Annotated in this window: 23 protein-coding genes; 18 read left to right on the forward strand and 5 right to left on the reverse strand. The window is 73.3% G+C overall.

Annotation, left to right across the window (positions count from 1 at the left end; translation table 11 throughout):
• The first annotated feature begins 2 nt into the window (after positions 1 to 2).
• The 5 genes from shc (at position 3) to ACFVFS_RS10965 (ending at position 7,357) form a co-directional block, all read left to right on the forward strand.
• On the forward strand, positions 3 to 2,096 hold the full coding sequence (gene shc / locus ACFVFS_RS10945) for a squalene--hopene cyclase (RefSeq protein WP_380622503.1): 2,094 nt from the start codon (positions 3 to 5) through the stop codon (positions 2,094 to 2,096).
• Positions 2,093 to 2,788, forward strand: coding sequence for a 1-hydroxy-2-methyl-2-butenyl 4-diphosphate reductase (locus ACFVFS_RS10950; protein ID WP_380622505.1), 696 nt, complete (start codon positions 2,093 to 2,095; stop codon positions 2,786 to 2,788). Before shc ends, ACFVFS_RS10950 begins: the two co-directional genes overlap by 4 nt.
• Before the next feature lie 2 nt (positions 2,789 to 2,790).
• The gene (hpnH, locus tag ACFVFS_RS10955) at positions 2,791 to 3,816 is read left to right on the forward strand and encodes an adenosyl-hopene transferase HpnH (RefSeq protein ID WP_380622507.1); all 1,026 of its coding nucleotides are present in this window, start codon (positions 2,791 to 2,793) and stop codon (positions 3,814 to 3,816) included.
• A gap of 135 nt (positions 3,817 to 3,951) precedes the next feature.
• The gene (dxs, locus tag ACFVFS_RS10960; RefSeq protein WP_380622509.1) at positions 3,952 to 5,889 is read left to right on the forward strand and encodes a 1-deoxy-D-xylulose-5-phosphate synthase; all 1,938 of its coding nucleotides are present in this window, start codon (positions 3,952 to 3,954) and stop codon (positions 5,887 to 5,889) included.
• Positions 5,879 to 7,357 carry an aspartate aminotransferase family protein gene (locus tag ACFVFS_RS10965; RefSeq protein ID WP_380622511.1) on the forward strand — a complete coding sequence of 493 codons (1,479 nt, stop codon included), beginning with the start codon at positions 5,879 to 5,881 and terminating at the stop codon, positions 7,355 to 7,357. Before dxs ends, ACFVFS_RS10965 begins: the two co-directional genes overlap by 11 nt.
• Positions 7,358 to 7,502: 145 nt before the next feature.
• Here the strand turns inward: ACFVFS_RS10965 and ACFVFS_RS10970 are convergent, their stop codons facing one another.
• A complete protein-coding gene (locus ACFVFS_RS10970; protein ID WP_380281329.1) occupies positions 7,503 to 7,775 on the reverse strand; it encodes a DUF6343 family protein in 273 nt (90 codons plus the stop codon).
• A 125-nt stretch (positions 7,776 to 7,900) separates the two neighbouring features.
• Between ACFVFS_RS10970 and ACFVFS_RS10975 the strand changes: the two genes are divergently transcribed.
• On the forward strand, positions 7,901 to 8,089 hold the full coding sequence (locus ACFVFS_RS10975) for an I78 family peptidase inhibitor (RefSeq protein WP_380622513.1): 189 nt from the start codon (positions 7,901 to 7,903) through the stop codon (positions 8,087 to 8,089).
• On the opposite strand, the gene ACFVFS_RS10980 is transcribed toward ACFVFS_RS10975, so the two are convergent.
• Positions 8,040 to 8,831 carry a phosphatase PAP2 family protein gene (locus ACFVFS_RS10980; RefSeq protein ID WP_380622515.1) on the reverse strand — a complete coding sequence of 264 codons (792 nt, stop codon included), beginning with the start codon at positions 8,829 to 8,831 and terminating at the stop codon, positions 8,040 to 8,042. The two genes, ACFVFS_RS10975 and ACFVFS_RS10980, sit on opposite strands and share 50 nt — an antisense overlap.
• A gap of 232 nt (positions 8,832 to 9,063) precedes the next feature.
• A complete protein-coding gene (gene fabG / locus ACFVFS_RS10985) occupies positions 9,064 to 9,831 on the reverse strand; it encodes a 3-oxoacyl-ACP reductase FabG (RefSeq protein WP_380622517.1) in 768 nt (255 codons plus the stop codon).
• Positions 9,832 to 10,404: 573 nt separating this feature from the next.
• On the opposite strand from fabG, the gene ACFVFS_RS10990 reads away from it, so the two are divergent.
• A complete protein-coding gene (locus ACFVFS_RS10990; protein ID WP_380622519.1) occupies positions 10,405 to 11,271 on the forward strand; it encodes a MarR family winged helix-turn-helix transcriptional regulator in 867 nt (288 codons plus the stop codon).
• Positions 11,272 to 11,476: 205 nt separating this feature from the next.
• Here ACFVFS_RS10990 and ACFVFS_RS10995 read toward each other — a convergent pair whose 3' ends face one another.
• Positions 11,477 to 12,340, reverse strand: coding sequence for an aldo/keto reductase (locus tag ACFVFS_RS10995; RefSeq protein WP_380622521.1), 864 nt, complete (start codon positions 12,338 to 12,340; stop codon positions 11,477 to 11,479).
• A gap of 269 nt (positions 12,341 to 12,609) precedes the next feature.
• Here ACFVFS_RS10995 and ACFVFS_RS11000 point away from each other — a divergent pair, with 269 nt between their 5' ends.
• The 11 genes from ACFVFS_RS11000 to ACFVFS_RS11050 all read left to right on the forward strand — a co-directional run bounded on the left by ACFVFS_RS11000 (position 12,610) and on the right by ACFVFS_RS11050 (position 23,481).
• Entirely contained in the window at positions 12,610 to 14,382 is a 1,773-nt protein-coding gene (locus tag ACFVFS_RS11000; protein ID WP_380622523.1) for an ABC transporter transmembrane domain-containing protein, read from the forward strand.
• 118 nt (positions 14,383 to 14,500) lie between these two features.
• On the forward strand, positions 14,501 to 16,273 hold the full coding sequence (locus ACFVFS_RS11005; RefSeq protein ID WP_380622525.1) for an ABC transporter ATP-binding protein: 1,773 nt from the start codon (positions 14,501 to 14,503) through the stop codon (positions 16,271 to 16,273).
• Positions 16,274 to 16,389: 116 nt separating this feature from the next.
• Positions 16,390 to 16,632 (forward strand): lipopolysaccharide assembly protein LapA domain-containing protein, encoded by a 243-nt coding sequence (locus ACFVFS_RS11010; protein ID WP_380622527.1) that lies wholly within the window; start codon positions 16,390 to 16,392, stop codon positions 16,630 to 16,632.
• A gap of 44 nt (positions 16,633 to 16,676) precedes the next feature.
• The gene (locus ACFVFS_RS11015) at positions 16,677 to 17,411 is read left to right on the forward strand and encodes an amino acid ABC transporter ATP-binding protein (protein ID WP_380622611.1); all 735 of its coding nucleotides are present in this window, start codon (positions 16,677 to 16,679) and stop codon (positions 17,409 to 17,411) included.
• 10 nt (positions 17,412 to 17,421) lie between these two features.
• On the forward strand, positions 17,422 to 18,321 hold the full coding sequence (locus ACFVFS_RS11020; RefSeq protein ID WP_380622529.1) for a glutamate ABC transporter substrate-binding protein: 900 nt from the start codon (positions 17,422 to 17,424) through the stop codon (positions 18,319 to 18,321).
• Positions 18,322 to 18,335: 14 nt separating this feature from the next.
• Positions 18,336 to 18,980 (forward strand): amino acid ABC transporter permease, encoded by a 645-nt coding sequence (locus ACFVFS_RS11025; RefSeq protein ID WP_380622531.1) that lies wholly within the window; start codon positions 18,336 to 18,338, stop codon positions 18,978 to 18,980.
• Positions 18,977 to 19,846 carry an amino acid ABC transporter permease gene (locus tag ACFVFS_RS11030; protein WP_380622533.1) on the forward strand — a complete coding sequence of 290 codons (870 nt, stop codon included), beginning with the start codon at positions 18,977 to 18,979 and terminating at the stop codon, positions 19,844 to 19,846. Before ACFVFS_RS11025 ends, ACFVFS_RS11030 begins: the two co-directional genes overlap by 4 nt.
• Positions 19,847 to 20,042: 196 nt before the next feature.
• Entirely contained in the window at positions 20,043 to 20,948 is a 906-nt protein-coding gene (locus ACFVFS_RS11035) for a LysR family transcriptional regulator (RefSeq protein ID WP_380622613.1), read from the forward strand.
• Positions 20,949 to 21,041: 93 nt separating this feature from the next.
• Positions 21,042 to 21,602 carry a cysteine dioxygenase gene (locus ACFVFS_RS11040; RefSeq protein WP_380622615.1) on the forward strand — a complete coding sequence of 187 codons (561 nt, stop codon included), beginning with the start codon at positions 21,042 to 21,044 and terminating at the stop codon, positions 21,600 to 21,602.
• Between the two features lie 7 nt (positions 21,603 to 21,609).
• Positions 21,610 to 22,668 (forward strand): YeiH family protein, encoded by a 1,059-nt coding sequence (locus tag ACFVFS_RS11045; RefSeq protein ID WP_380622535.1) that lies wholly within the window; start codon positions 21,610 to 21,612, stop codon positions 22,666 to 22,668.
• A gap of 105 nt (positions 22,669 to 22,773) precedes the next feature.
• Entirely contained in the window at positions 22,774 to 23,481 is a 708-nt protein-coding gene (locus ACFVFS_RS11050; protein WP_380622537.1) for a spermidine synthase, read from the forward strand.
• A gap of 33 nt (positions 23,482 to 23,514) precedes the next feature.
• Here the strand turns inward: ACFVFS_RS11050 and ACFVFS_RS11055 are convergent, their stop codons facing one another.
• Complete coding sequence (locus ACFVFS_RS11055) at positions 23,515 to 25,818, reverse strand: glycosyl hydrolase family 18 protein (protein ID WP_380622539.1); 2,304 nt, start codon at positions 25,816 to 25,818, stop codon at positions 23,515 to 23,517.
• Positions 25,819 to 26,116: the final 298 nt, after the last annotated feature.

Consider the following 26,116-nt stretch of genomic DNA (forward strand, 5'->3'; position numbering starts at 1 on the left):
CGTTGACAGCAACCGCGGACGGCCGGCTCGACCCTGAGTACGATTCCGAGCCGGTCGCGGTGGGCGGCCTCCCCCCGGCGCTCCTGAGCGCCGGGCGGTGGCAGCCCGAAGGATCCGCCCCGGACGCCCCGGCCGGCCGGACCGATCAGCAGCAGGACGGGGCCGCCTCCGCCGAGGAGGCGTTGGCCCGTGCCACCACCCATCTGCTCTCCCTGCAGAGCTCCGAGGGGTGGTGGAAGGGCGATCTGGAGACCAACGTCACCATGGACGCCGAGGACTTACTGCTCCGCCAGTTCCTCGGGATCCTCGACGAGGAGCAGACCAAGGCCACCGCCGAGTGGATCCGCTCGCAGCAGCGCGAGGACGGCACCTGGTCCACCTTCCACGGCGGGCCGGCCGAGCTCTCCACCACCGTCGAGGCGTACGTCGCCCTGAAGCTCGCCGGCGACGACCCGAACGCCCCGCACATGGCGGCCGCCGCGCGCTGGATCCGCTCCGCCGGCGGCATCGCCGCCGCCCGGGTGTTCACCCGGATCTGGCTCGCCCTCTTCGGCTGGTGGCCGTGGGAGCGGCTGCCCGAGATGCCGCCGGAGATCATGTTCCTGCCGAAGTGGCTCCCGCTGAACATCTACGCCTTCGGCTGCTGGGCCCGGCAGACCATCGTCCCGCTGACCATCGTCTCCGCGCACCGCCCGGTGCGTCCGGCCCCCTTCGCGCTCACCGAGCTGCACACCGACCCGGACGACCCCTACCCCGCCCGGCCGCTCGCCCCCGCGACCAGCTGGGACGGCCTGTTCGAACGCCTCGACAAGGTCCTGCACGCCTACCACCGGCGCGCGCTGCGCCCGCTGCGCCGGCTCGCGCTCTCCCAGGCCTGCCGCTGGATCGTCGAGCGCCAGGAGGCCGACGGATGCTGGGGCGGGATCCAGCCGCCCGCCGTCTACTCGCTGATCGCCCTGCACCTGGAGGGCTACGAGCTCGACCATCCGGTGATGCGGGCCGGGCTCGCCTCCTTCGACCGCTTCACCGTGCACACCCCCGACGGCCGGCGCTGGCTGGAGGCCTGCCAGTCCCCGGTCTGGGACACCTGCCTGGCGACCATCGCGCTGGTCGACGCCGGCCTGCCGGCCGACCACCCGGCGCTGGTCTCCGCCGTCGACTGGATGCTCGGCGAGGAGATCACCAAGCGCGGCGACTGGTCGGTCCAGCGGCCCTCGCTCGCCCCCGGCGGCTGGGCGTTCGAGTTCGAGAACGACACCTACCCGGACATCGACGACACCGCCGAGGTGGTGCTCGCCCTGCGCCGGGTCGCCCACCCCGAGCCCGCCAAGGTGGCTGGCTCGGTCGACCGGGCGGTGCGCTGGAACCTCGGCATGCAGTCCAAGAACGGCGCCTGGGGCGCCTTCGACGTCGACAACACCAGCACGCTGCCGAACAAGCTGCCGTTCTGCGACTTCGGCGAGGTCGTCGACCCGCCGTCGGCGGACGTCACCGCGCACGTCGTGGAGATGCTCGCCGAGGTCGGCCGGGCGCACGACCCGCGCACCCGGCGCGGCGTCGAGTGGCTGCTGCGCAACCAGGAGGCGGACGGCTCCTGGTTCGGCCGCTGGGGCACCAACTACATCTACGGCACCGGCTCGGTGCTGCCCGCCCTGGTCGCGGCCGGCGTCCCGGCCGAGCACCCGGCGATCCGCCGGTCGGTGCGCTGGCTGGAGGACCGGCAGAACGCCGACGGCGGCTGGGGCGAGGACATGCGCTCCTACGACGACCCGGCGCGCTGGGCCGGGCGCGGCGACTCCACGGCCTCGCAGACCGCGTGGGCGCTGATGGCGCTGCTCGCGGCCGGCGAGGGGCCGGACGGCCGGGCCAACCCGGCGGTGGAGCGCGGCGTGGACTGGCTGGTGAGCACCCAGCTGCCGGAAGGCACCTGGGACGAACCGCAGTTCACCGGCACCGGCTTCCCGTGGGACTTCTCCATCAACTACCACCTGTACCGGCTGGTGTTCCCGGTCACCGCGCTCGGCCGCTACCTGCACGGCAACCCCGCCACCGGCCGCCCGGCCGGCGGACCGGCGGCGATCGGGGCGTCCCGGTGACCGCTTCCCCGCTGCTGGTCCTCTGCGCGCTCGGCCCCGAGGTGTGGGCCCTGCGCGGCGGGGACTGGCGTGGCGCGGCGGGCGGCCCGCCCGTCGTGGTGCGGACCGGGGTCGGCCGGCGGCGGGCCTCGCTGACCGTCAGGAGGCTGCTCACCGCGGCCCCCGGCGGCTACGGCGCCGTCGTGGTGGCCGGCTTCGGGGCCGCCGTCGCGCCGGGAATAACGCCCGGTGACGTGATCGTTGCCGACGGCGTGCGCGATGCCGAGGGCAACCACTTCGCGGTCGACTCCGGCCCGGCGCTCACCCGGGCGCTCACCGTGCGCGGCCTGACCGCGCACACCGGCGTGCACCACACCGCCGACCACGTGGTGCGCGGCCTGGAGCGGCGCGCCCTGCACCTGCAGGGCGCGCTCGCCGTCGACATGGAGGCCGCCGCCGTGATGGCGGCCCTGCGCGAGCTGCGCCCCGGCCTGCCCGCGGCCGTCCTGCGGGTCGTGGTCGACACGCCCGAGCGCGAACTGCTGCGCCCGGGCACCCTGCCGGCCGGCGTCCGCGCCTGGCGGACGCTGCGCTCCACGGTCCCCGCCCTGGTCGACTGGCACCTGCGCAACGACCGGCCGCCCCGCGGCCGGGCCGCGCCCGCCGCCCTGAACCACCCCACATCCTCGACGCTCCCCCAGGAGGCGAGCTAGCCATGGCCATGCCGCTGCGCCAGACCGTGCGGGTCGGCACCTACCTCATGCAGCAGAAGCTCAAGCGACGCGAGAAATTCCCGCTGATCGTCGAACTGGAACCGCTCTTCGCCTGCAACCTGGCCTGCGAGGGGTGCGGCAAGATCCAGCACCCGGCGGGTGTGCTGAAGCAGCGGATGCCGGTCGCCCAGGCGGTCGGCGCGGTGCTGGAGTCGGGCGCGCCGATGGTCTCGATCGCCGGCGGCGAGCCGCTGATGCACCCGCAGATCGACGAGATCGTCCGGCAGTTGGTGGAGCGCCGCAAGTACGTGTTCCTCTGCACCAACGCGCTGCTGCTGCGCAAGAAGCTGGACAAGTTCAAGCCCTCGCCGTACTTCACGTTCACCGTGCACATCGACGGGCTGCGCGAGCGGCACGACGCCTCGGTGGCCAAGGAGGGCACCTTCGACGAGGCGGTGGAGGCGATCAAGGAGGCCAAGCGGCGCGGCTTCCGGGTGACCACCAACTCCACCTTCTTCAACACCGACACCCCGCAGACCATCATCGACGTGCTCGACTTCCTCAACGACGACCTCAAGGTCGACGAGATGATGATCTCCCCGGCGTTCGCCTACGAGAAGGCGCCCGACCAGGAGCACTTCCTCGGCGTCGAACAGACCTGCGAGCTGTTCCGCAAGACCTTCGCCGGCGGTCGGCGGCGGCGCTGGCGGCTCAACCACAGCCCGCTCTTCCTGGACTTCCTGGAGGGCCGGGTCGACTTCGAGTGCACCGCCTGGGGCATCCCCAACTACTCGCTGTTCGGCTGGCAGCGGCCCTGCTACCTGATGGCCGACGGCTACGTGCCGACCTACCGCGAGCTGATCGAGAAGACCGACTGGGACAAGTACGGACGCGGCAAGGACGCCCGCTGCGCCAACTGCATGGCGCACTGCGGCTACGAGCCGACCGCCGTCCTCGCCACCATGGGCTCCCTCAAGGAGTCCCTGCGGGCGATCACCGAGACCGTCGGCTCCAACCGGAGCCGCTGAGCGGACTCCCGGCGGCCGGCGCACCGCGCCGCCCGCCCCCGTCCGGCCCGGGCCGCCGACCCGGGCCGGACCACCCCGCGCGGCGCGGCCACGGCGGGGCACCACCGCACCGCTCCGAGTCGTGAGGTGAAAGCCATGTCACTGCTCTCCAGCGTCACGTCCCCGGCGGACCTCAGAGCCCTCCCGGCCGCCGAGCTGCCCCGGCTCGCCGACGAGATCCGCGACTTCCTGATCGACGCCGTCACCCGCACCGGCGGCCACCTGGGGCCCAACCTCGGCGTCGTCGAACTGACCATCGCCCTGCACCGGGTCTTCGACTCCCCGCGCGACCGGATCGTCTGGGACACCGGCCACCAGAGCTACGTCCACAAGCTGCTCACCGGCCGCCAGGACTTCTCCCGGCTGCGGGCCAGGGGCGGCCTGTCCGGCTACCCCTCGCGCGCCGAGTCCGAACACGACCTCGTCGAGAACTCGCACGCCTCCACCGCGCTCTCCTACGCCGACGGCCTGGCCAAGGCCAACCAGCTGCTCGGGAAGAACGACCCCGTGGTGGCCGTCATCGGCGACGGCGCGCTCACCGGCGGCCTCGCCTGGGAGGCGCTCAACAACATCGCCGACGCCAGGGACCGGCCGCTGGTCATCGTCGTCAACGACAACGAGCGCTCCTACGCCCGCACCATCGGCGGACTCGCCAACCACCTCGCCGCGCTGCGCACCACCCAGGGCTACGAGCGCTTCCTGTCCTGGGGCAAGGAGGCGCTGCAGCGCACCCCGGTGGTCGGCCAGCCGATCTTCGACGCGCTGCACGGCGCCAAGAAGGGCTTCAAGGACGCCTTCGCCCCGCAGGGCATGTTCGAGGACCTCGGCCTGAAGTACCTCGGCCCGATCGACGGCCACGACCTCACCGCCCTGGAGTCCGCGCTCACCAAGGCGCGCGGCTTCGGCGGCCCCGTCATCGTGCACTGCCTCACCGTCAAGGGCCGCGGCTACCGGCCCGCCGAGCAGGACGAGGCCGACCGCTTCCACGCCGTCAACCCGATCGACCCCTACACCTGCCTGCCGATCGCGCCCAGCGCCGGCGTCTCCTGGACCTCGGTGTTCGGCGACGAGCTGCTGGCCGTCGGCGCCGAGCGGCCGGACGTGGTGGCGATCACCGCGGCGATGCTCCAGCCGGTCGGACTGGCCAAGTTCGCCAAGGCCCACCCCGAGCGGACCTTCGACGTCGGCATCGCCGAGCAGCACGCCGTCACCAGCGCGGCCGGCCTGGCCACCGGCGGCCTGCACCCGGTCGTGGCGGTGTACGCGACCTTCCTCAACCGGGCCTTCGACCAGGTCCTGATGGACGTCGCCCTGCACAAGCTGGGCGTCACCTTCGTGCTGGACCGCTCCGGCGTCACCGGCAACGACGGCGCCTCGCACAACGGCATGTGGGACCTGTCGATCCTCCAGGTCGTCCCCGGTCTGCGGCTCGCCGCCCCGCGCGACGCCGACCAGCTCCGCGCCCAGCTGCGCGAGGCCGTCGAGGTCGACGACGCCCCGACCGTGGTCCGCTTCCCCAAGGGCACCGTCGGCCCGGCCGTCCCCGCCGTCGAGCGGATCGGCGGCGTGGACGTCCTGCTGCGCACCGGGGAGCTGCCGGAGATCCTGCTGGTCGCCGTCGGCACCATGGCCGGCGCCGCGCTGGACGCGGCCCGGCTGCTGCTCGCGGAGGGGTTCACCGCGACCGTCGTCGACCCGCGCTGGGTGAAACCGGTCGACCCGGCGCTGCCGGCCCTCGCGGCCGGGCACCGGCTGGTGGTCACCGTCGAGGACAACGGCCGCACCGGCGGGGTCGGCACGGCGATCGCCCAGGCGCTGCGCGACGCGGACGTGGACGTCCCGGTGCGGGTGCTGGGCCTGCCGCAGGAGTTCCTCGGGCACGCCGCGCGCGGCGAGATCCTGGAGGAGACCGGGCTGACCGGCACCGGGGTCGCCGCCCAGACCGCCGCCTTCGCCAAGCACCTGCTTCCGGCCCGAGGACTACCGGACCGGGGACTTCCGAACCGAGGAGCGAACCAGCACCATGCCGGCTGACCCCGACAGCACCGACCGCCTCGACCGCCTCGACGGTCCCGGCCGCCCCGAGCCCCTGGACCGCGTGAACGGCGCGGGGAAGGGCGGGCCGCGCTTCGACCTGGCCGCCCTGCTCGCCGAGCGCGGCGGCGAGCGGTACGAGCTGCAGAGCCGCTACCTGAACCCGCAGCTGGCCCGGATGCTGCACACCATCGGCTTCGACAAGCACTACGAGCGGGCCCGGGGGCAGTACTTCTACGACGCCGAGGGCAACGAGTACCTCGACATGCTGGCCGGCTTCGGCATCTTCGCGCTGGGCCGCCACCACCCGGTGGTCCGCTCCGCCGTCCAGCAGGTGATGGACCTCGACCTGCCGGACCTGGTCCGCTTCGACTGCTCGCCGCTGCCGGGCCTGCTCGCCGAGCGCCTGCTGTCCCACGCCCCCGGGCTGGACCGGGTCTTCTTCGGCAACAGCGGCACCGAGGCGGTCGAGACCGCGCTGAAGTTCGCCCGGTACGCCACCGGCCGCCGGCGGATCCTCTACGCCGACCACGCCTTCCACGGGCTGACCACCGGCTCGCTGTCGGTGAACGGCGAGAGCGGGTTCCGCAAGGGCTTCGACCCGCTGCTGCCGGACACCGCGATCCCGCTCGGGGACCTCGGGGCGCTGGCCAAGGAGCTGAAGCGCGGCGACGTCGCGGCGCTGATCGTCGAGCCGATCCAGGGCAAGGGCGTGCAGGCGGCCCCGCCCGGCTGGCTGCGGGCCGCGCAGGAGCTGCTGCACGACCACAAGGCGCTGCTGATCTGCGACGAGGTGCAGACCGGCATCGGGCGCACCGGCGACTTCTTCGCCTACCAGCACGAGGACGGCGTGCTGCCGGACCTGGTCTGCGCGGCCAAGGCGCTGTCCGGCGGCTACGTGCCGGTCGGGGCGACCCTCGGCAAGGGCTGGATCTTCGAGAAGGTGTACTCCTCGATGGACCGGGTGCTGGTGCACTCGGCCAGCTTCGGCTCCAACGCGCAGGCGATGGCGGCCGGACTGGCGACCCTGGAGGTCATGCGGGACGAGCGGGTGGTGGAGAACGCCCGCAAGGTCGGCGACCACTTCCGCGAGCGGCTGACCGCGCTGGTCGACCGGTACGAGCTGCTCGCCGAGGTGCGCGGGCGCGGGCTGATGATCGGCATCGAGTTCGGCCGGCCGAAGTCGCTGAAGCTGCGGACCGGCTGGACGGCGCTCCAGGCGGCCCGCAAGGGGCTGTTCGCGCAGATGGTGGTCGTCCCGCTGCTCCAGCGGCACCGGATCCTCACCCAGGTGTCCGGGGACCACCTGGAGGTGATCAAGCTGATCCCGCCGCTGATCATCACCGAACAGGACGTGGACCGGTTCGTGGCGGCCTTCACCGAGGTGATGGACGACGCGCACCGGGGGAGCGGGCTGATGTGGGACTTCGGGCGGACGCTGGTCAAGCAGGCGGTCAGCAACCGCTGAGGGCGCGGACCGGCCGGGTGCGCGCCGGAGTGCCGGTCGCGGCGTGCGCCGGGACGCCTGTCAGGACGTGCGCCGGGACGTGCGCCGGGACGTTCGCCGGGGTGGGAGGCCGGGGCCGGCTTCCCACCCCTCGGGAGACACCGCGTCAGAGCTCGGTCCGGCGGCGCCGGACGACGATGACGAGGTCGACGACGGCGAACAGGGTGAGGATCCCGCAGGCCACGGCGAAGCCGGTGAGGGTGCCCCGGCTCGGCGCTCCGAACGCGGGGGCGTTCGCGGCCCAGTACGCGAAGGCCGCGGTGGCCAGCGCGAACAGCGGGGTGAAGGTCAGCGAGAGCAGGTAGCGCAGCTTGAGGTCGCTGCGGGCGGTGGCGGGTTCGGAGCCGCTGCGCCACCGTCGCGGGGTGGTGGCGGGCATCCGCGGTCACCTCCCGGTGCTGCCGTGGCGGCCGGTCCGCCCGGTTCCGCCGGTCGGCCCGGCCGGATCCGTGCGGTCGGTCTACGATTCCAGCGTACGTCCGCTGGGCGAGCCGGGGAGGGGCGATGTCGGACACGGACGCGGAGGGTTACGCGGGCCTGCGGGTCGAGCGGGCCGAGGAGCTGGCCCGCCGGCACGGCTGGGCCTCGGTGCGGGTGCTGCCGCAGGGGGCGGCGATGACCATGGACTACCGGGAGGGGCGGCTCAACCTCTCGGTGCGCGACGGGGTGGTGGTCCGCAGCTGGGAGGGGTAGCCGCGGTCCGGCGCCGGGTCAGCCGGTGCTCGGCGGCGTGCACCAGGGGCTCCAGCAGCGGGAGCGAGAGCAGCACCAGCAGGCCGGCGGCCCAGCCGGCCAGCACGTCGGTGACCCAGTGGGTGCCCAGGTAGACGGTGGTGAGGCCGACCGACCAGGCGGTGGCGCCGGCCAGCAGGGCGCCGGTGCGCCGCCAGCGGACCGCCAGGTAGGCCAGCACGCCCCAGGTGACCACCGCGTTCGCGGTGTGCCCGGACGGGAAGATGGTGCCGCCGGAGAACAGCTCGGGCGAGCCGACGTAGTGGGCGTAGTGCGGGCCGAGCCGGCCGGTGACGATCTTGACCCCGCCGACCGTGAGGTTGAGCAGCAGCAGGGCGGAGCCCATCACCAGCAGCGGCCGGATCCGGCCCAGCCGGCGCGCGCGCCAGCCGAGCCAGGCGAACGCGGCGAGCGCGGAGGGTCCGCGCTGTCCGGCCACCACCCAGTTGTCGAGCAGGGGTTGCAGGTCGGGCCAGTGCTCGTAGGGCCGGTACAGGCGTATCTTCCAGTCCAGGTCGACCAGCGAGGTGTCCAGCAGGACGGCGGCGACCACGAGCAAATAGCCGAGCGCGGTCAGGCCCAGCAGGGCGGCCTGCCGGCGGCCCAGGGGCGGCCAGGCGGGTTCGCCGGGGGAGGGTCGCGGGCGCTCGCGGCGGGCGGTCAGGTGCTCCGGGCGGCCCGGCAGTTCACTCGGCGCTTGCACGGCGGTGACCCTACCCAGCAACGCAGGGTGATTCCCCGCCTCATTCGGAATTCCCCGGCAAAGCCGTTCTCCGATCGGCCGCGGTCTGTTTCAGGACGATCCAATGCCGTTTTCGGATCGAATGTCCGTAAGGGGTTCGTGTGCTTTTCCCCAAGTCCGGGCAAAAGGAGCGGGGCGGGAGACCGGCCGCGCCGGTTCCCACCCCGTGGTAACCCTGTGTAGGTTCGGTGGCTCAGTCGAGGGGGCCGCCGGCCACGTACACCACCTGTCCGGAGACGAAGCCGGCGCCCTCGGAGACGAAGAACGCGATGGCGTGGGCCACGTCCTCCGGCGCGCCGACCCGCTGGACCGGGATCTGGGTGGCGGCCGCGGCCTTGAAGTCCTCGAAGTCCATGCCCACCCGGGCGGCGGTGGCGGCGGTCATGTCGGTGGCGATGAAGCCCGGGGCGACCGCGTTGGCGGTGATGCCGAACCTGCCGAGCTCGATGGCCAGGGTCTTGGTGAAGCCCTGCAGACCGGCCTTGGCGGCGGAGTAGTTGACCTGTCCGCGGTTGCCCTGGGCGGACGAGGACGACAGGTTGACGATGCGTCCGAAACCGGCGTCCACCATGTACTTCTGGACCGCCCGGGTCATCAGGAACGCGCCGCGCAGGTGCACGTTCATGACCGTGTCCCAGTCGGATTCGGTCATCTTGAAGATCAGGTTGTCGCGGAGCACGCCCGCGTTGTTGACGAGGACGACCGGGGCGCCGAGCTCCGCGGCGATCCGCTCGACGGCGGCCTGGACCTGACCGGCGTCCGAGACGTCGGCGCCGACGGCCAGGGCCCGGCCGCCGGCGGCGGTGATCCGCTCGACGGTCTCCCGGCCGGCGGACTCCTCCAGGTCGAGGACGGCCACGGCGTAGCCGTCGGCGGCCAGGCGGACGGCGGTGGCGGCGCCCAGTCCGCGCGCGGCGCCGGTGACGACGGCGACCCGGGGGGCGGTGGTTTGCTCGGTCATGCTCGGTCTCGTCTCTCTCGGAGGCAATCGGGCGTTGTTGCAGGTCAGTTGCAGGTGGCGAGGGATTGCAGCGCGGCCGGTCCCGCGTCGGTCGCGCTCCGCAGTCGGCCCGCAGGCGGCCCGCGGGCGGGCCGGTCGGCGGGCCGGGGTCCAGGAAACTCCCAGGAACCGCTCGGGGGGCACTCGGGTTCCACCGGGCCGCTCCGGAGGTCGGATCCGCCTCGACGGCCACACCTTACCGGCGAGTAGGGGGTGCGGCCAGGGTGAAGGCGCAGGTGACCGTGGGTAAGGACCGGCCGGTCGGCTTTCTCCTGCGAACGGGTTACCGGCGGGTCGGCGCGGCGAGTAAATATGCCAATGTTGCCGAACCTGCGTCTACTATCCGCCCCTGCCTGCCAGCGAGGGCCTGCCGTTTGTATAGTGTCCGCCAGCAGCCACCGGCTGCACGGCTGGAGCGCCCTCCCGAACAGCGGGACGCCCACTCGCCGTTACTGCCCCACCCGGGTGTCCCACACACACCGGGTGTGACATCGGGACGGATACATGGTGCTGGGGGAGATCCCGACGACCCGCGTGTCCGCGCGACTGCAGCAGTCGCCCGGACACCTCATCCGCGTTGCACAGCAGGTCCACACCCGTCTGTGGTCCGAACACGTCGGAGCCGACCTCACGGCTCCGCAGTTCGCTGTCCTGCTGGTCCTCGCCCTCGAACCGGGCGCCGACCAGCGCACGGTGGGCGAGCGTGCCTCGCTCGACAAGGCCACGATGGCCGAGATGGTCGCCCGGCTGGTCCGGCGCGGCCTGGTGCTGCGGCGCCGAGACCCGGCCGACGGCCGGCGCAAGCTGCTCGCTCTCTCGCAGAGCGGCGCCCAGGCTGTCCGCGAGGCCACCGGCGGAGTGGTCCGCGTGCAGCGCACGCTCTTCGAGCCGCTCACTCCGGAGGAGCAGCTGGAGGTCGTCCGCGTGATGGCCAAGATAGCCAGACTGGAGCCGGCCCAGGTCGCCGTCCTCACGGACGCGCGACCGATGCTGGACGCCCAGCGGGCGATCGGCTACCTGATCCGGGTGAGCCAGCAGGTGCACACCAAGCTCTGGTCGGAGCACGTCGGTTCGGAGCTGACGGCGCCGCAGTACGCGGTGCTCGACGCCCTCGAACTGGAGCCGGGCGCCGACCAGCGCACGGTGGGCGAGCTGGCCTCGCTGGACAAGGCCACGATGGCCGAGATGGTCAGCCGGCTGGTCCGGCGCGGCCTGGTCCAGCGTCGCCGCGACCCCTCGGACGGACGGCGCAACCTGCTCTCGCTCTCACCGGCGGGACAGGACCTGCTGCACCGCTCGGCCGCGGGCGTGGCCCGCGTCCAGCAGCTGCTGCTGGCGCCGCTGGAGGAGGAGGAGCACGAGGCGGCGCTCGCGCTGATCGCCAAGGCGGCCCGGCTCTAGCCGGAACGCAGTGGTTGTCAGCCAAAACGATTCACCAGTCGGTCGCCGGTCGGTCGCCAGCCGCCCGCCGGTCGCTCAGGGCCCGCCGATCCCGGGCCGGTGACGGTGCGCACGGGTCAACACGGTGAAGGCCGCCCTCCCTGCTCGGGGGAGGGCGGCCTTCACCGTTGACACGCGGTCGGGCGGCCGCGGGCCGCCGGGGCGGTCAGTTCCAGTCGAAGCCCTGCGGGTCCGGGCCGATCCGGGTGCCGGTGGCGATGCCGGCGATCGCGGCGAGGTCCTCGGCGTCCAGCTCGAAGCCGGAGACGTCCAGGTTCTCCTTGATCCGCGACGGGGTGACCGACTTCGGGATCGCGATGACGCCGCTCTGCAGGTGCCAGCGGAGCACCACCTGGGCGACGGTGCGGCCGTGCTTGGCGGCGATCCGGACCAGCTCCGGCTCGGACAGCAGCTCCTTGCCCTGGCCGAGCGGGCTCCACGCCTCGGTGGCGATGCCGTGCTGCGCGTGGAAGGCGCGCAGCTCCTGCTGCGGGAAGTACGGGTGCAGCTCGACCTGGTTCAGCGCCGGGAGGAGCGAGGACTCCTCGACGATCCGGGTGAGCTGCTCGGTGCCGAAGTTGGAGACGCCGACCGAGCGGACCCGGCCGTCGGCCTTCAGCTGCTCCAGCGCCTTCCAGACGTTGAGGTAGCTGCCGTGCATCGGCCGCGGCCAGTGGATGAGGTAGAGGTCGAGGTAGTCCAGGCCGAGCCGGTCCAGCGAGGCGTCGAACTCGCGCAGCACGGCGTCGCGGCCCTGCTCGCCGGACCAGTCGCGGGTGCCGGAGTTCCACAGCTTGGTGGTGATGTAGAGGTCCTCGCGGGCGACGCCGCCGGCCAGGGCCTCGGTGATCGCCTTGCCGGTGCCGGACTCGTTCTCGTAGATCGCGGCGGTGTCGATCGAGCGGTAACCGACCTCGATCGCGGTGCGGACGGCGGCGGTGGCCTCCGCGTCCGGCACCTGCCAGACCCCGAAGCCGAGCTGGGGGATCCGGGTGCCGTCGTTGAGCGTGACGCTGGGGATGTTGCTCACGGAAGGAGTGCCCTCTCCTGGTCGTCCCTGTGGTTCTGATGGCGCGACCGGTGCGGAGGCCGGAGGCGTTCCCCGGTGAGGGAATTTTCCGACGCCTGCTACCGGCGCATGCATAACCCTAAGCCGTCGGCCGGGTGCCCGGAAAACCTGTTGCGCAGGTCACATCCGAATTGGCAGTCTCGCTGCCATGACCTCCTGACGAACCCACGGCCGTGACCCTACCGGCCGCCCCCGCCTCCCTCGCCCGCACCGCCCCGGATGGGAGCGTCATGCTGCTCAAAACCCTTCCCCTGGCCGATCCCGGTCGGCCCGACCTCTCCTCCCCACTCGCCCTCCTGCGCTGGCTCCAGCGCGGCCAGCGGCGCGGGCAGGTGCTCGCCACCTGCTGGGCGCTGGTCGAGATGGGCTGTCAGGCCGCCCTGCCGGTGCCGGTGGGCCTCGGCGTCCAGGCCGTCGTCGACGGGGACTCCGGCGCCCTGTGGCGGGCCGGTGCGCTCGCCCTCGCGCTGGCCGCGGTGTCCGCGCTCGGCACCGTGCTGCTGCACCGCCAGGCGGTCTGGAACTGGATCCACGCCGCCACCCAGGTCCGCCAGCTGGTCGCCCGCCAGGCCTCGCACCTCGGCGCCGGGCTGTCCCGGCGGATCGCCACCGGTGAGATCGTCGCGGTCGGCAGCGGGGACGTCGAGAAGATCGGCTGGTACGTCGAACTCGTCGCCCGGCTGCGCGGGGCGGTCGCCGTCTGGCTGGCGGTCAGCGCCGCGGTGCTGACCGTCGAGCCGGTGCTCGGGCTGGCCGTGCTGCTCGGGGTGCCGGTGCTCGCCGTCTCGGTCTGGCCGCTGCTCGGACCGTTCGAGCGCCGCTACACCGAGCAGCGCGCCCTCGGCGGCAAGGCCACCGAGCTGGCCGCCGACACGGTCGCCGGGCTGCGGGTGCTGCGCGGCATCGGCGGCGAGGAGCTCTTCCTCGAACGGTACCGGGCCGCCTCCCAGAAGGTCCGCACCGCGGCCGTCCGCTCGGCCCGGATCTGGTCGCTGATGCAGGCCCAGCAGGTGCTGCTGCCCGGTCTCTTCGTGGTCGGCATCACCTGGTACGGCGCCCGTCTGGCGGCCGACGGGCGGATCTCGGTCGGCACCCTGGTCGCGGTCTACGGCGCCACGGCCTTCCTCGCCGCGCCGCTGCGGATCCTCGGCGAGGCCGCGCACGCGTGGAGCGTGGCCCGGGTCTCCGCCGGGCGCGCCGTGCGGGTGCTCTCGCTGGCCCGGACGGAGGGCACCGGGTCCGGCGCCCTGGCCGACCCGGCGCGCTCCGACCTGTTCGACCCGGTCACCGGGCTGACCGCCCGGGCCGGCGAGCTGACCGCCGTGGTCTGCGGCGACCCGGACCTCGCCGGGGCGCTCGCCGAACGGCTCGGCGGGCACGTCCCGGTGGCGGAGGACGGGCGGGCGCAGGCGTCCGTCCGGCTCGGCGGCACCGAGCTGGACGCCGTCCCGCTGGCCGAGGCGCGGGCCGCCGTGCTGGTGCACGACAAGGAGCCGGTGCTGCTCTCCGGCACCCTGGCGGCGCTGTTCGACGTGCCCGCCTCCGGCCGGGTCGATCCCTGGGAGGCCCTTGCCGCGGCCCGCGCCCAGGACGTCCTGGACGCCTTGGCGGACGGGTCGCCCGAGGTCGCGGGCGAGGTGATGGCGGCGGAGATCACCGAGCGAGGGCGGTCGCTGTCCGGCGGGCAGCGGCAGCGGTTGGCGCTGGCCCGTTCGCTGCTGGCCGACCCGCCGGTGCTCGTGCTGGACGAGCCGACCAGCGCGGTGGACGCGCACACCGAGTCCCGGATCGCCGCCGGGCTGCGGAAGAACCGCGAGGGGCGCACCACGGTGCTCTTCGCCACCAGCCCGCTGCTGCTCGACCAGGCCGACCGGGTGGTACTGGTCCGCGACGGGCGGGTGGCGGCGGCCGGCGTCCACCGGGAGCTGATGCGCGGTGAGCCGGCCTACCGGGCGGTGGTCACCCGCGCGGAGGAGCCGGTGCCGGACGGGGAGCGGCGGTGAACCGTCGGCGGCCTCCCGGCCCGGCGGCGCGGGCTGTCCGGGCCGTTCAGGCCGTCAGCACCGCCGGTGCCGGGTGCGCCGGGTGGGACAACCACCGGACCGAGTCGAGGAGTGACGCATGAAGCCCCCCGTCCACCAGGAGCAGCGGCCGGCCACCACCCTGCCGGTCGGCTCCCCGGCCGCCGTGCGCGGCTATCTGCGGCTGCTGGCCCGGCGTCACCGGGCCGCCTTCTCGGGGGTGGTCGGGCTGCACTCGGTGGCCACGGTGGCCGGGCTGGTCGGCCCCTGGGTGCTCGGCACGCTCGTCGAGTCGCTGGCCACCGGCACCGCGGGGTCCACCATCACGGTCGCCGTGGCGTGGTACCTGCTGGCGCTCGCGGTGCAGTCCGCGTTCACCTGGTGGTCGCGGCTGCGCGGCGCCGTGCTCGGCGAGCGGGTGCTGGCCGATCTGCGGGAGGACTTCCTGGTCCGCTCGGTGGCGCTGCCGACCGGCGTCCTGGAGCGGGCCGGGACGGGGGACCTGGTCTCCCGGGGCACCACCGACATCGACCGGCTGGACAAGTCGGTGCGCGAGGCGGTGCCGGAGCTGGCCGTGGCGATCGTCTCGCTGCTGCTGGTGCTCGGCGCGCTGGTGGTCACCTCGCCGCTGCTCGCGCTCACCTCGCTGATCGGCCTGCCGCTGCTGCTGGTCTCCTCCCGCTGGTACTTCCGGCGTGCCCCGCAGTCCTACCGCAACGAGTCGGCGGGCTACGCGGCGGTGAACTCCGTCCTGGCCGAGACGGTGGACGCCGGACGGACGGTGGAGGCGCTGCGGCTGGGCGAGCAGCGGGTCCGGCTGACCGACCGCAAGCTGGCGGAGTGGATCGCCTGGGAGCGGTACACCCTCTGGCTGCGCTCGGCCTGGTTCCCGACCGTCGACGCGGCGTACACGCTGGCCGTGCTCGGTCCGCTGGTGTTCGGCGGGCTGTTCGCCCTGCGCGGCTGGATCACCGTGGGCCAGCTCACCACCGGGGTGCTCTACGCCCAGGCGCTGGTCGCGCCGGTCGATCTGATCCTGCGCTGGTACGACGAGCTGCAGATCGGGCAGGCCTCGCTGGCCCGGTTGGTCGGCGTGCACGAGGTGCCGCCGGAGCGGGGCGACGACGAGGTCCGGCCGAGCGGGCGGCGGGTCGAGGCGCGGGACGTGCGCTTCGGCTACCGGGAGGGCGCCGATGTGCTGCACGGCATCAGCCTGGACGTCGCGCCCGGCAGCCGGGTGGCGCTGGTCGGGCCGTCCGGGGCGGGCAAGTCCACCCTGGGCCGGCTGCTGGCCGGGATCTACGCGCCCGGCCGGGGCAGTGTGACGCTCGGCGGGGCGGCGCTGTCGCGGATGCCGGCCGAGCGGGTGCGCGCCGAGGTCGCGCTGGTCAACCAGGAGCACCACGTCTTCGTCGGCACCCTGCGCGACAACCTGCGGCTGGCCTCGCCGGGGGCCGACGACGCGGAGCTGCGCGGGGCGCTGGACGCCGTGGACGCCGGGGCGTGGGTGGACGCGCTGCCGGCCGGGCTGGACACCGAGGTCGGCTCCGGCGGCACCGCGCTGACGCCGCCGCAGGCCCAGCAGCTGGCGCTGGCCCGGCTGGTGCTGGCCGATCCGCACACCCTGGTGCTGGACGAGGCCACCTCGCTGCTGGACCCGCGGGCCGCCCGGCACCTGGAGCGTTCGCTCTCCCGGGTGCTGGAGGGGCGGACGGTGATCGCCATCGCGCACCGGCTGCACACCGCGCACGACGCGGACGTGATCGCGGTGGTCGAGGACGGGCGGATCAGCGAGTACGGCAGCCACCCCCAGCTGGTGGCGGCGGGCGGTCCGTACGCGGCGCTCTGGCGCTCCTGGCGCGACGAACGCTGACGGAGCGTGGCGGGGAGTGACGGGAGGTGAGTCCGCACGGGCCCGGAGGGTCCCGTGCGGGCGACTCCCGGCCGCGTATACGGGCAAATGCGCCCAAGCGCCCGCAGAATGCTCGGGTGACCAAGATTTCGGACTCCTCCGGTGCCAAGCGCAGTGAGATCGGCGGGATTCCCACCCGCTACATCGGGATCGGCGTCATCGTCGTCCTCGCGGTGTGGTTCCTGTTCGCCAACCTCGACAAGGTGAAGATCCAGTTCTGGGTGTTCACCGTGACCGCTCCGCTCTGGATCGCGCTGCTGGCCACCCTGGTCGCCGGTGTGGCGCTCGGGTGGCTGCTGAAGGGGCGGCGCGGGAGGTGAGCGCCGCCGCCGAGCCGCCCGCCGCGCCCGGCCCCGGCGGCTTCATCCCGTTGATCGAGCTGCGCGGCGTCAACAAGCACTTCGGGGCGCTGCACGTCCTGCAGGACATCGAGCTGACCGTCGGCCGGGGCGAGGTCGTGGTGGTGATCGGCCCCTCCGGCTCCGGGAAGTCCACGCTCTGCCGGGCCATCAACCGGCTGGAGCCGGTCGAGTCGGGCTCCATCGTGATCGACGGCCGGCCCCTGCCGGAGGAGGGCAAGGGGCTGGCCCGGTTACGTGCCGAGGTCGGGATGGTCTTCCAGTCCTTCAACCTGTTCGCGCACCGGACCGTGCTGCAGAACGTCTCGCTGGCACAGGTGAAGGTGCGCGGGCGGAGCCGGGCGGAGGCCGATGCCAAGTCCCGGGCGCTGCTGGAGCGGGTCGGGCTGGCCGCGCACGCGGACAAGTACCCGGCGCAGCTCTCCGGGGGCCAGCAGCAGCGGGTGGCGATCGCCCGGGCGCTGGCGATGGACCCCAAGGCACTGCTGTTCGACGAGCCGACCTCGGCGCTCGACCCCGAGATGATCAACGAGGTGCTGGACGTGATGCGCCGGCTGGCGCACGAGGGCATGACGATGGTCGTGGTGACCCATGAGATGGGGTTCGCCCGCGCCTCCGCCAACCGGGTGGTCTTCATGGCCGACGGGCGGATCGTCGAGGACCGCGCCCCGGAGGACTTCTTCGGCGCCCCGGAGAGCGAGCGCGCCCGGGACTTCCTCTCCAAGATCCTGAAGCACTGAGGCCGGGCCCGTGAAGAGGATCGTGACCCTGGCGGCCGCCGCGGTACTGCCGGCCCTGCTGCTGTCCGGCTGCGGCAAGGAGGGCACGCCGCCGCCCAAGGGGCCGCAGCCCAGCGCGCTGCCCAGCTACCAGGTGGCGGCCGGGACCCCGGTGAGCGGCTCGCCGACCCTGGACGCGGCCCGCGAACGCGGGCACCTGGTGGTCGGCGCCAAGGAGGACCAGCCCTACCTGGGCCAGAAGAACCCGGCCACCGGCGAGTACTCCGGCTTCGACGTCGAGATCGCCAAGATGGTCGCCGCCGACCTCGGGTTCGGCCCGGACCGGATCGAGTTCCGGACCATCGCCTCCGCCAACCGCGAGACCGCGCTGCAGAACGGCCAGGTGGACTACTACGTCGGCACCTACACCATCAACGACAACCGCAAGAAGCTGGTCGGCTTCGCCGGACCGTACTTCCTGGCCGGGCAGTCGCTGCTGGTGCGCAAGAGCAACAAGGACATCAACGGCCCCGAGGACCTGGACGGCCGGAAGGTCTGCTCGGCGGCCGGCTCCACGCCGTACCAGCGGATCCAGAAGCAGTACCCGAAGGCGAAGCTGATCGGCTACGACACCTACTCGGCCTGCGTGGACAACCTGATCACCTCCCAGGTCGACGCCGTCACCACGGACAACACCATCCTGCTGGGCTACGCGGCCAAGGTGCCGGACGAGCTCAAGGTGGTCGGGCCGCTGTTCTCCCAGGAGCCGTACGGGATCGGCACGCCGAAGAACGACACGGTGCTGCGCGCCGCGCTCAACGACGCGCTGGCGCACCACGAGGAGAACGGCGACTGGAAGAAGGCGTTCGACGCGACCCTCGGCCTGTCCGGGGAGCCCGCGCCCGCCCCGCCGCCGATCGACCGGTACTGAGGAGGGGCCGGGCTGTGAAGACGCTGACCGACAACTGGTCGACCTACTGGGACGGCTTCCTCGGCACCCTCCAGCTGTTCGCGGTGAGCGCCGTGCTGGCGCTGGTGCTCGGGGTGCTGATGGCGAGCTTCCGGGTCTCCCCGGTGCGGCCGCTGCGGGTGTTCGGCACCGTCTGGGTGACCCTGCTGCGCAACACCCCGCTGACCCTGCTGTTCTTCATCGTCGTGCTGGGCCTGCCGCGGTTCGACATCACCCTGCCGTTCTTCACCTTCGCGGTGCTCGCGCTCGGCTGCTACACCTCCGCGTTCGTCTGCGAGGCGATGCGGTCGGGCGTCAACACCGTGCCGGTCGGGCAGGGCGAGGCGGCGCGCAGCCTGGGCATGACCTTCGGCCAGACGATGGGGCTGGTGGTGCTGCCGCAGGCGTACCGCTCGGTGGTGGCCCCGATCGGCAGTGTGATGATCGCCCTGGCGAAGAACACGGCGATCGCCGGCTCGTTCAGCGTCACCGAACTGCTCGGCAGCTACCGGACCATCAACGAGCTGGGCTACAGCATCGTCTGGACCTTCGTCTGGATCGCCGTCGGCTACCTGATCATCACCCTGGCCATCAGCGCCGTGTTCAACCTGCTGGAACGACGACTGGCGGTGTCGCGATGACGGCGGAATCCTCGGCGCTGTACGACGTCCCCGGCCCGAAGGCGCTGGCCCGGCACCGGCTGTACGGCGGCATCGCGCTGCTGGCGATCGCCGCGCTGATCGGCTGGATCGTCTACATGCTCTTCCACACCCACCAGTTCACCGCGGCCAAGTGGACGGCCTTCCAGTACAAGGGCGTCCAGGACCTGCTGCTGCGCGGGCTCGCCAACACCCTCAAGGCCTTCGGCTGGACGGTGCTGTTCGCGCTGCCGTTCGGTGCGCTGTTCGCCGTCGGGCGGCTCTCCGACCACCGGGTGGTGCGCCTGCTGTCCACCCTGGTGGTGGAGTTCTTCCGGGCCATGCCGGTGCTGGTGATGATCTTCTTCATCTTCGTCGCGCTCAAGGTCGCCCCGCTCTGGGCGCTGGTGGCCGGGCTGGTGCTCTACAACGGCTCGGTGCTCGCCGAGGTGTTCCGGGCCGGTGTGCTGGCGGTGCCCAAGGGGCAGGGGGAGGCCGCCTTCGCGCTCGGGATGCGCAAGTCCCAGGTGATGGCGTACGTGCTGGTGCCGCAGGCCGCCCGGGCGATGCTGCCGGCGATCATCAGCCAGCTGGTGGTGGCGCTCAAGGACACCTCGCTGGGCTTCCTGATCACCTACGAGGAGTTCCTGCACGCCGGCAAGCTGATCGCCGCCAACCTGGACTACGACCTGCCGTTCATCCCGGTGGTGATGGTGATCGCGCCGGTCTACATCGGGATGTGCCTGCTGCTCTCCTGGTTCGCCCACTGGGTCGAGCGGCGCAGCCGGCGCAGCCCGAGCGCGCGCGGCGGGGCCCCGGTGGCGCCGGCCGAGGTGTCGATGGGGCTGCCGCCGTCCGCCCGGGCGTGAGCGGGGGCGAGCGGCGGCGAGCGGCCGCGGACGGCGGTGGGCGACCGCGGGCGGTCCGGGTGCGGACGGGTGGCCGGGGGCGGGCGGTTCGCCGGTAAACCATAGGTACGGCCGAGGTCTGGATCGGTACCTCCAAACTCTGCTTATGATTGCCGGACAGCGACGCGACGGCCGGGCGGAGGGACACATGGAGCCGGTGTTCGACTCACGGCACATCAGGACCTTCCACGAGGTCGTGCGGGCCGGCTCCTACTCGGCGGCCGCCCGTGAACTCGGCTACACCCAGCCCGCCATCACCCAGCAGATGAAGGCCCTGGAGCGCACCGTCGGCTTGCCGCTGTTCACCCGGGCCGGGCGCGGGCTGCGGCTCACCGAGGCCGGCGAGGCGCTCGCCCGGCACGCCGAGCAGATCCTCGGCAGCCTCTCCGCCGCCCAGCAGCAGCTCGCCGCGCTGGGCCGGCTGCGGGCCGGACGCGTCCGGGTCTGCGCCTTCCCCAGCGCCAACGCCACCCTGATACCGGAGGCGATGGCCCGGCTGCTCGCCGAGCACCCCGGTGTGCGGGTCGAACTCCTGGAGGCCGAGCCGCCGGACTCGGTGCAGCGGCTGCTGCGCGGCGAGTGCGACATCGCGCTGGCCTTCCGCTACCCGGGAGCGCCCGCCGAGGTGCCCGACGAGCTGGACGAGATCCCGCTGATGGAGGACCTGCTGACGGTGCTGCTGCCGGTCGGCCACCCGCTCGGGCGCCGGCACGCCGTCCGGCTGGCCGACCTCGACCGCGAGCGCTGGATCGCCGGCTGCCCGCGCTGCCGGGCCAACCTGCTCCAGGTCTGCGCCGAGCAGGGCTTCGCCCCGGACATCGTGTTCTCCACCGACGACAACCTCGCCGTGCAGAGCCTGGTCGCCGCCGGGGTCGGGATCGCGCTGATGCCCGCCCTGGTGCTCTCCTTCATGTGCCACCGCAAGGTCACCGGCCGGGCCGTCGAGCCGCACCTGCGGCGCGAGGTGAGCGCGTACGTGCTCCGGGAGCACCGGAGGATCCCGGCGACCGCGCTGGTCCTGGACCACCTGCGGCAGGCCGCCGCGGCGCGGGTGGGCTGCTGACCGCGCCCCGATCCATAAGCTCCGGTGGGGGAACGGCGAAAGAACCCTCCTTGGACGTGATGGGTCGGCGGCGACCAACCTGCTGGCATGACAATGTCAGCGACGGTCGGCCCTGGCCGGCTCACCGAGCGCATGACCGCACTCGTCGGCGGGATCCGCGCGGTCGTGGACCGCGGCCTGCCGCCCGAGCTCACCGCCTACCTGGTCGGCGAACGGCTCGCCCCGCACCTCGGCGACGCCGAACTGCTCACCGCGGACCAGCGCGAGGGCGACCCGGCGCGCTACCGCCAGCACGTCCTGCACGCCGAGAGCGACGGATCCTTCTCCGTCGTCGCCCTGGTCTGGCTGCCCGGCCAGTCCACCCCGATCCACGACCACGTCTCCTGGTGCGTGGCCGGCGTCCACGAGGGCCAGGAGAGCGAGACCCGCTACCGGCTGGTCTCCGACGGGCGCACCGCGCACCTCGTCGAGACCGAGCACGTGGTCGGCCCGGTCGGCAGCGTCGCCGCCTTCGCCCCGCCCGGGGACATCCACCTGGTGCGCAACGCCTGCGGCTCCACCGCGATCTCCCTCCACGTGTACGGCGCCGACGTCTCCCGGCTCGGCACCAGCATCCGGCGCGTCTACCGGCTGCCCGCCGACGAGCAGCGGTGAGCCCCGCATGGCCCTGACCCTCCGGGACCGCGCGGTCCGCCCGTCCCGCACCCGCACCCTGCCCCCGCTCGGCGGGGACGTCCCCGGCCTGCTGCTCGCCGCGCTCGGCGTCGCCGCCGCGATCGCCGTCCACCGGGCCGTCCCCGCCGTGCCCAAGCTCACCGCCGCCGTGCTGCTCGGCGTCGCCGCCGCCCACCTGCCCGGTCTGCGGCCGGTGGTCCGCGGTGTCGCCCGGCCCGGGCTCTCCACCGCCGGCAAGCGGCTGATGCGGGTGGGCATCGTGCTGCTCGGCCTCAAACTGAGCCTCGACGACGTGCTCGGCCTCGGCTGGGCCACCGTCGCCATGGTCCTCGCGGTGGTCACCGCCACCTTCGCCGGAACCCTCTGGCTCGGGCGCCGGCTCGGGCTGCCCGGCGACCAGCCGCTGCTGGTCGCCACCGGCTACTCGATCTGCGGCGCCTCGGCGATCGGCGCGGTCAGCCAGGCCGCCGGCAGCGAGGAGGAGGACGTCGCCGCCTCCGTCGCCCTGGTGACCCTCTGCGGCACCCTGGCCATCGCCGTGCTGCCGCTGCTCCAGCACCCGCTGGGCCTGGACGCGAGCGGCTTCGGCCGCTGGGTCGGCGCCAGCGTGCACGACGTCGGGCAGGTGGTCGCCACCGCGCAGACCGGCGGGGCGGGCGCGCTGCGCGAGGCCGTGCTGGTCAAGCTGATGCGGGTGGTCCTGCTCGCGCCGCTGGTCGCCGGGGTCGCGGTGGCCGTCCGGCGCTCCCACCGGCGCGCCGGCACCGGGCCGGCCACCGGCAAGCGGCCGCCGCTGGTGCCGCTGTTCGTCGCCGGGTTCCTGGCCATGATCGCGCTGCGCACCACCGGGGTGCTGCCCGAGCGGACCCTCACCCTCGCCGGGGACGCCCAGGAACTGCTGCTCGCGGCCGCGCTGTTCGGGCTCGGCAGCGCCGTCCACCTGCCGACCATGGTGCGCACCGGGGGCCGGATCGCCCTGCTCGGGCTGGGCTCCTGGGTGGTCGTCGCGGGGGTCTCGTATGTCGGGGTGCTGGCCACGACGTGAAAACGCGGGGCGGCCGGCGGCGGTTGGGACTATCCTCGGCCGGGCGGTCCGGCGGTCGGCCGGCCCGTGCACCCGTGTCCCCGAGCACCGCGGAGGAACCGCCGCATGTCGACCGCACTGCCCGACCGGGACGGCTCCGCGGCCGTCGTCACGCTCGACCGGCGCGAGGGCCCCTTCGGGGAGGTGGTGCTGCGGCGCCGCGGCGGCCACTACGAGATCATCGCCAACGGCTGCTTCCTGATGGACACCGCCGACGGGCGCTCCGAGCGGCTGCTGGTCGCGGCGGCGCTGGACGAGCTGGACCGCACCGGGCCGGTGGCGGAGCCCTCCGTGCTGATCGGCGGGCTGGGCGTCGGCTTCTCGCTGGCCCACGCGGCGGCCGAGCCGCGCTGGGGGCGGATCGCCGTGGTGGAGCGCGAGAGCGCGGTCGTCGACTGGCACCGGGGCGGCCCGCTGGCGGCCTTCTCGGGCGGCGCGCTGGACGATCCCCGGGTCGAGGTGCTGTCCGTCGACCTGCTGGCGTACCTGGCCGACGGCGACGGTGCCCGCTACCACGCGCTCTGCCTGGACGTCGACAACGGTCCGGACTGGACGGTCACCGACGCCAACGCCGGGCTGTACGGCCCGGACGGGCTGGCGCTGCTCCGGCACCGGCTGGAGCCGGGCGGGGTGCTGGCGGTGTGGAGCGCCCGGCCGTCCCCGGCCTTCGAGGAGGCGCTGCGGGCGGCCGGCTTCACCGATGTGGAGACCCGCGAGATCGCGGTGGCCCGGGGTGTTCCGGACGTCGTGCACCTGGCCCGCCGCGCGCGGTGAGCGCGGGACGGGCCAGGTGCGGCCGGACCCGGCCTACTTGAGGCCGTTGTCCACCGCGGCCATCAGCTCGCCGCTCGGGGTGTCGCCGTCGAAGGCCCAGATCATCGCGCCGGCCAGCCCCTGGGACTTGATCCAGGCGGTCTTGCGGGCGATCTCGATCGGGTCGTCGTAGGTGTAGAAGACGGTCCCGTTGTAGATGTAGGCGTGACCGGCCACCGGGTCGCGGTAGATGGTGTACCCGCCGCCGGCCGCCATGTCCTTCAGCTTCTTGTAGTCCTCGAAGCCCGCCTCGTAGCTGCCCGGGCCGGGGCCCGTCGCGGTCTGGAACAGGCCGTTGGTGGTGCCGCGCGGCACGCCCGTCCAGCCGCGCCCGTAGAACGGGATGCCCAGGGTGAGCTTGCTCTTCGGGGCGCCGCCGTCCACGTAGGCGCCGATCGCGACCTCGGAGCTGAACTGGCGGGCCGGCGGGTTCGGGTCGCCGGCGGCGACCTTGATGCCGGACTGCTGGTTGGTGACCATCTCCCAGCCGCCGTGGTAGTCGTAGCCCTGGATGGTGGCGAAGTCGAAGGCGGCGAACAGGCCGGGGACGTCGATGCCGGCGGCGATCTTGCCGGGGTCGGCCGGGAGGAAGGCGCTCAGCGTGTAGTGCTTGCCGGTGGTGGCCCCGAGGGCGTCCAGCTGGCGGCGGAACTCCTGGGCCAGCAGGACGTAGTTGGCCTTGTCGGCGGGCCGGAAGACGTTCCCGGCGTGGCCGTCGGAGTTCGGCCACTCCCAGTCGAGGTCGATGCCCTCGAAGATGCCGGCCGCGCTGCCCGCGCCGCCGCGGCCGTCGATCACCGGCAGGTTGCCCTTGATGTACATGTCGATGCAGGAGCTGACCAGCGCCTTGCGGGAGGCGTCGGTGGCCGCCGCGTCGGAGAAGTACTTGCTGTAGGACCAGCCGCCCAGCGAGATCTGCATCTTGAGGTTGGGGTACTTGGCCTTGAGCTGCTTCAGCTGGTTGAAGTTGCCGGCCAGCTTCTGGTCCCAGGTGTCGGTGGTACCGGCCACCGAGTTGCCGGCGTCCCAGCCCTTGCCGAAGTCGGCCCAGGCGTCACCGGCGCCGTCGCCCGCGTTCGGGTCGTTCTCCGGCCCGGCCGCCTTGTTGGTGATGAAGCACTGCTTGGTGCTCGGGTGGATGTTGGCGAAGGCGTAGTTGAGCACCGAGAGCCGGCCGGCCGAGCCCGAGGTGTCGAGCTGCTTCACGCTGTAGCCGCGGGCGTAGATGCTCCACTGGGTGAAGTAGCCGATCTTCAGCGCGCCGCCGGTGCCGCCCTTCTTGGTCCGGCCGGTGACCGGGCCGGAGACCGGGGAGACGTTGCCGGCCGCGTCGCGGGCCTTCACGGTGAAGGTGTACTCGGTGTCCGGGGCCAGGCCGCCGACCGTGCCGGAGGGGCTGGTGACGGTGGTGACCACGCCGTTGCTCGCGGAGATGTCGTAGGCGGTGACGCCGACGTTGTCGGTGCTGGGCGCCCAGCCGAGCGAGATCGAGCCGGAGTCCGAGCCGGTGACGGTCGGGGTGCCGGGGGTGGTCGGCGCCTCCTTGTCCTCGATCGGCGGCGGGGTGGTGACGCCTAGCGGACCGGCCGCCGCCGAGCGGTTGCCGGCCGCGTCGAAGGCCTGGACGGTGAACTGGTAGGTGGTGCCGCCGGTCAGGCCCTGCACGGTGACGGCGGTGGTGGCGCCGTCGGTGGTGGCCGCCTTGACGCCGTCCTTGAACACGTCGTACCCGGTGACGCCGACGTTGTCGGTGCTCGCCGTCCAGGAGAGCGCGGCCGTGGTCTGGGTGACGGTGCCGGACTTCAGGGCGCCCGGGACGGTCGGCGGGGTCAGGTCGTCGCCGCTGCCGTCGCACGGCTTGCCGTTCAGCTTGCAGTTCGCCAGGGGCTGGTAGGCGCCCGAGTAGGCGATGTTGAAGCCGACGTTGTAGGTGCCGCCGGCCGGCAGGGTCGAGGCCCAGCCCGGGTTCTTGACCGTGACGTGGGAGGCCGCCGTGGTGTAGGAGGCGTTCCACAGGCCCGCGACGGTGTTGCCGGAGGGCAGGTCGAACTCCAGGGTCCAGCCGTTGACCGCGGCGCTGGAGCCGTTGGTGATGGTGTAGCTGCCCTCGTACCCGCTGCCCCAGTCGCTGCCCTTGGTGAGGGCCGCGGTCAGGGACCCGGCGGCGGCCTGGGCGGCGGCCCGGGCGGCCGCGTCGGCGGAGGCGTGGGCCAGGGTGGCGGGGAGGGCCGCGCCGAGCAGGGGGACGAGCAGGGTTCCGGCCGCGAGGAGCGGCAGGCCGATCCGACGTCTGCGCATGGATGGGCTCCTGTCCTGGGGGCCCGGGCAGGACCGGACGCCCCGTTCCCGTGGGGAGGTGTCAGGTGCGTGGAGCAGCGTGCTCCGGACCGTGGGGGCGGCGCGGAACCGGTCCTCGGGCCGTCGGGTGCCGCGGAGGATCCTGAGCCGAGGGTAGGGAGCGGAGGATGAACTGGCAATGGGTCTGTACCACTTGTCGATCGTGGACATGACCCGGGGTGGACGGCGAACGCCCTGACGGCGGAGGTCGTCAGGGCGTTCGCGCGCCGGCGGTCCGGGGCCGGCGGGCAGGACGCGG

The organism is Kitasatospora sp. NPDC057692 (genome assembly GCF_042799475.1).
GTDB lineage: Bacteria > Actinomycetota > Actinomycetes > Streptomycetales > Streptomycetaceae > Kitasatospora.

Excerpts from the sequence above, each read along its gene's own strand:
- hpnH (WP_380622507.1), top strand. The coding sequence starts at position 2,791 with ATGGCCATGCCGCTGCGCCAGACCGTGCGGGTCGGCACCTACCTCATG.
- dxs (WP_380622509.1), top strand. The coding sequence starts at position 3,952 with ATGTCACTGCTCTCCAGCGTCACGTCCCCGGCGGACCTCAGAGCCCTC.
- ACFVFS_RS10965 (WP_380622511.1), top strand. The coding sequence starts at position 5,879 with ATGCCGGCTGACCCCGACAGCACCGACCGCCTCGACCGCCTCGACGGT.
- ACFVFS_RS10970 (WP_380281329.1), bottom strand. The coding sequence starts at position 7,775 with ATGCCCGCCACCACCCCGCGACGGTGGCGCAGCGGCTCCGAACCCGCC.
- ACFVFS_RS10975 (WP_380622513.1), top strand. The coding sequence starts at position 7,901 with ATGTCGGACACGGACGCGGAGGGTTACGCGGGCCTGCGGGTCGAGCGG.
- fabG (WP_380622517.1), bottom strand. The coding sequence starts at position 9,831 with ATGACCGAGCAAACCACCGCCCCCCGGGTCGCCGTCGTCACCGGCGCC.
- ACFVFS_RS11000 (WP_380622523.1), top strand. The coding sequence starts at position 12,610 with ATGCTGCTCAAAACCCTTCCCCTGGCCGATCCCGGTCGGCCCGACCTC.
- ACFVFS_RS11005 (WP_380622525.1), top strand. The coding sequence starts at position 14,501 with ATGAAGCCCCCCGTCCACCAGGAGCAGCGGCCGGCCACCACCCTGCCG.
- ACFVFS_RS11030 (WP_380622533.1), top strand. The coding sequence starts at position 18,977 with ATGACGGCGGAATCCTCGGCGCTGTACGACGTCCCCGGCCCGAAGGCG.
- ACFVFS_RS11040 (WP_380622615.1), top strand. The coding sequence starts at position 21,042 with ATGTCAGCGACGGTCGGCCCTGGCCGGCTCACCGAGCGCATGACCGCA.
- ACFVFS_RS11045 (WP_380622535.1), top strand. The coding sequence starts at position 21,610 with ATGGCCCTGACCCTCCGGGACCGCGCGGTCCGCCCGTCCCGCACCCGC.
- ACFVFS_RS11050 (WP_380622537.1), top strand. The coding sequence starts at position 22,774 with ATGTCGACCGCACTGCCCGACCGGGACGGCTCCGCGGCCGTCGTCACG.
- ACFVFS_RS11055 (WP_380622539.1), bottom strand. The coding sequence starts at position 25,818 with ATGCGCAGACGTCGGATCGGCCTGCCGCTCCTCGCGGCCGGAACCCTG.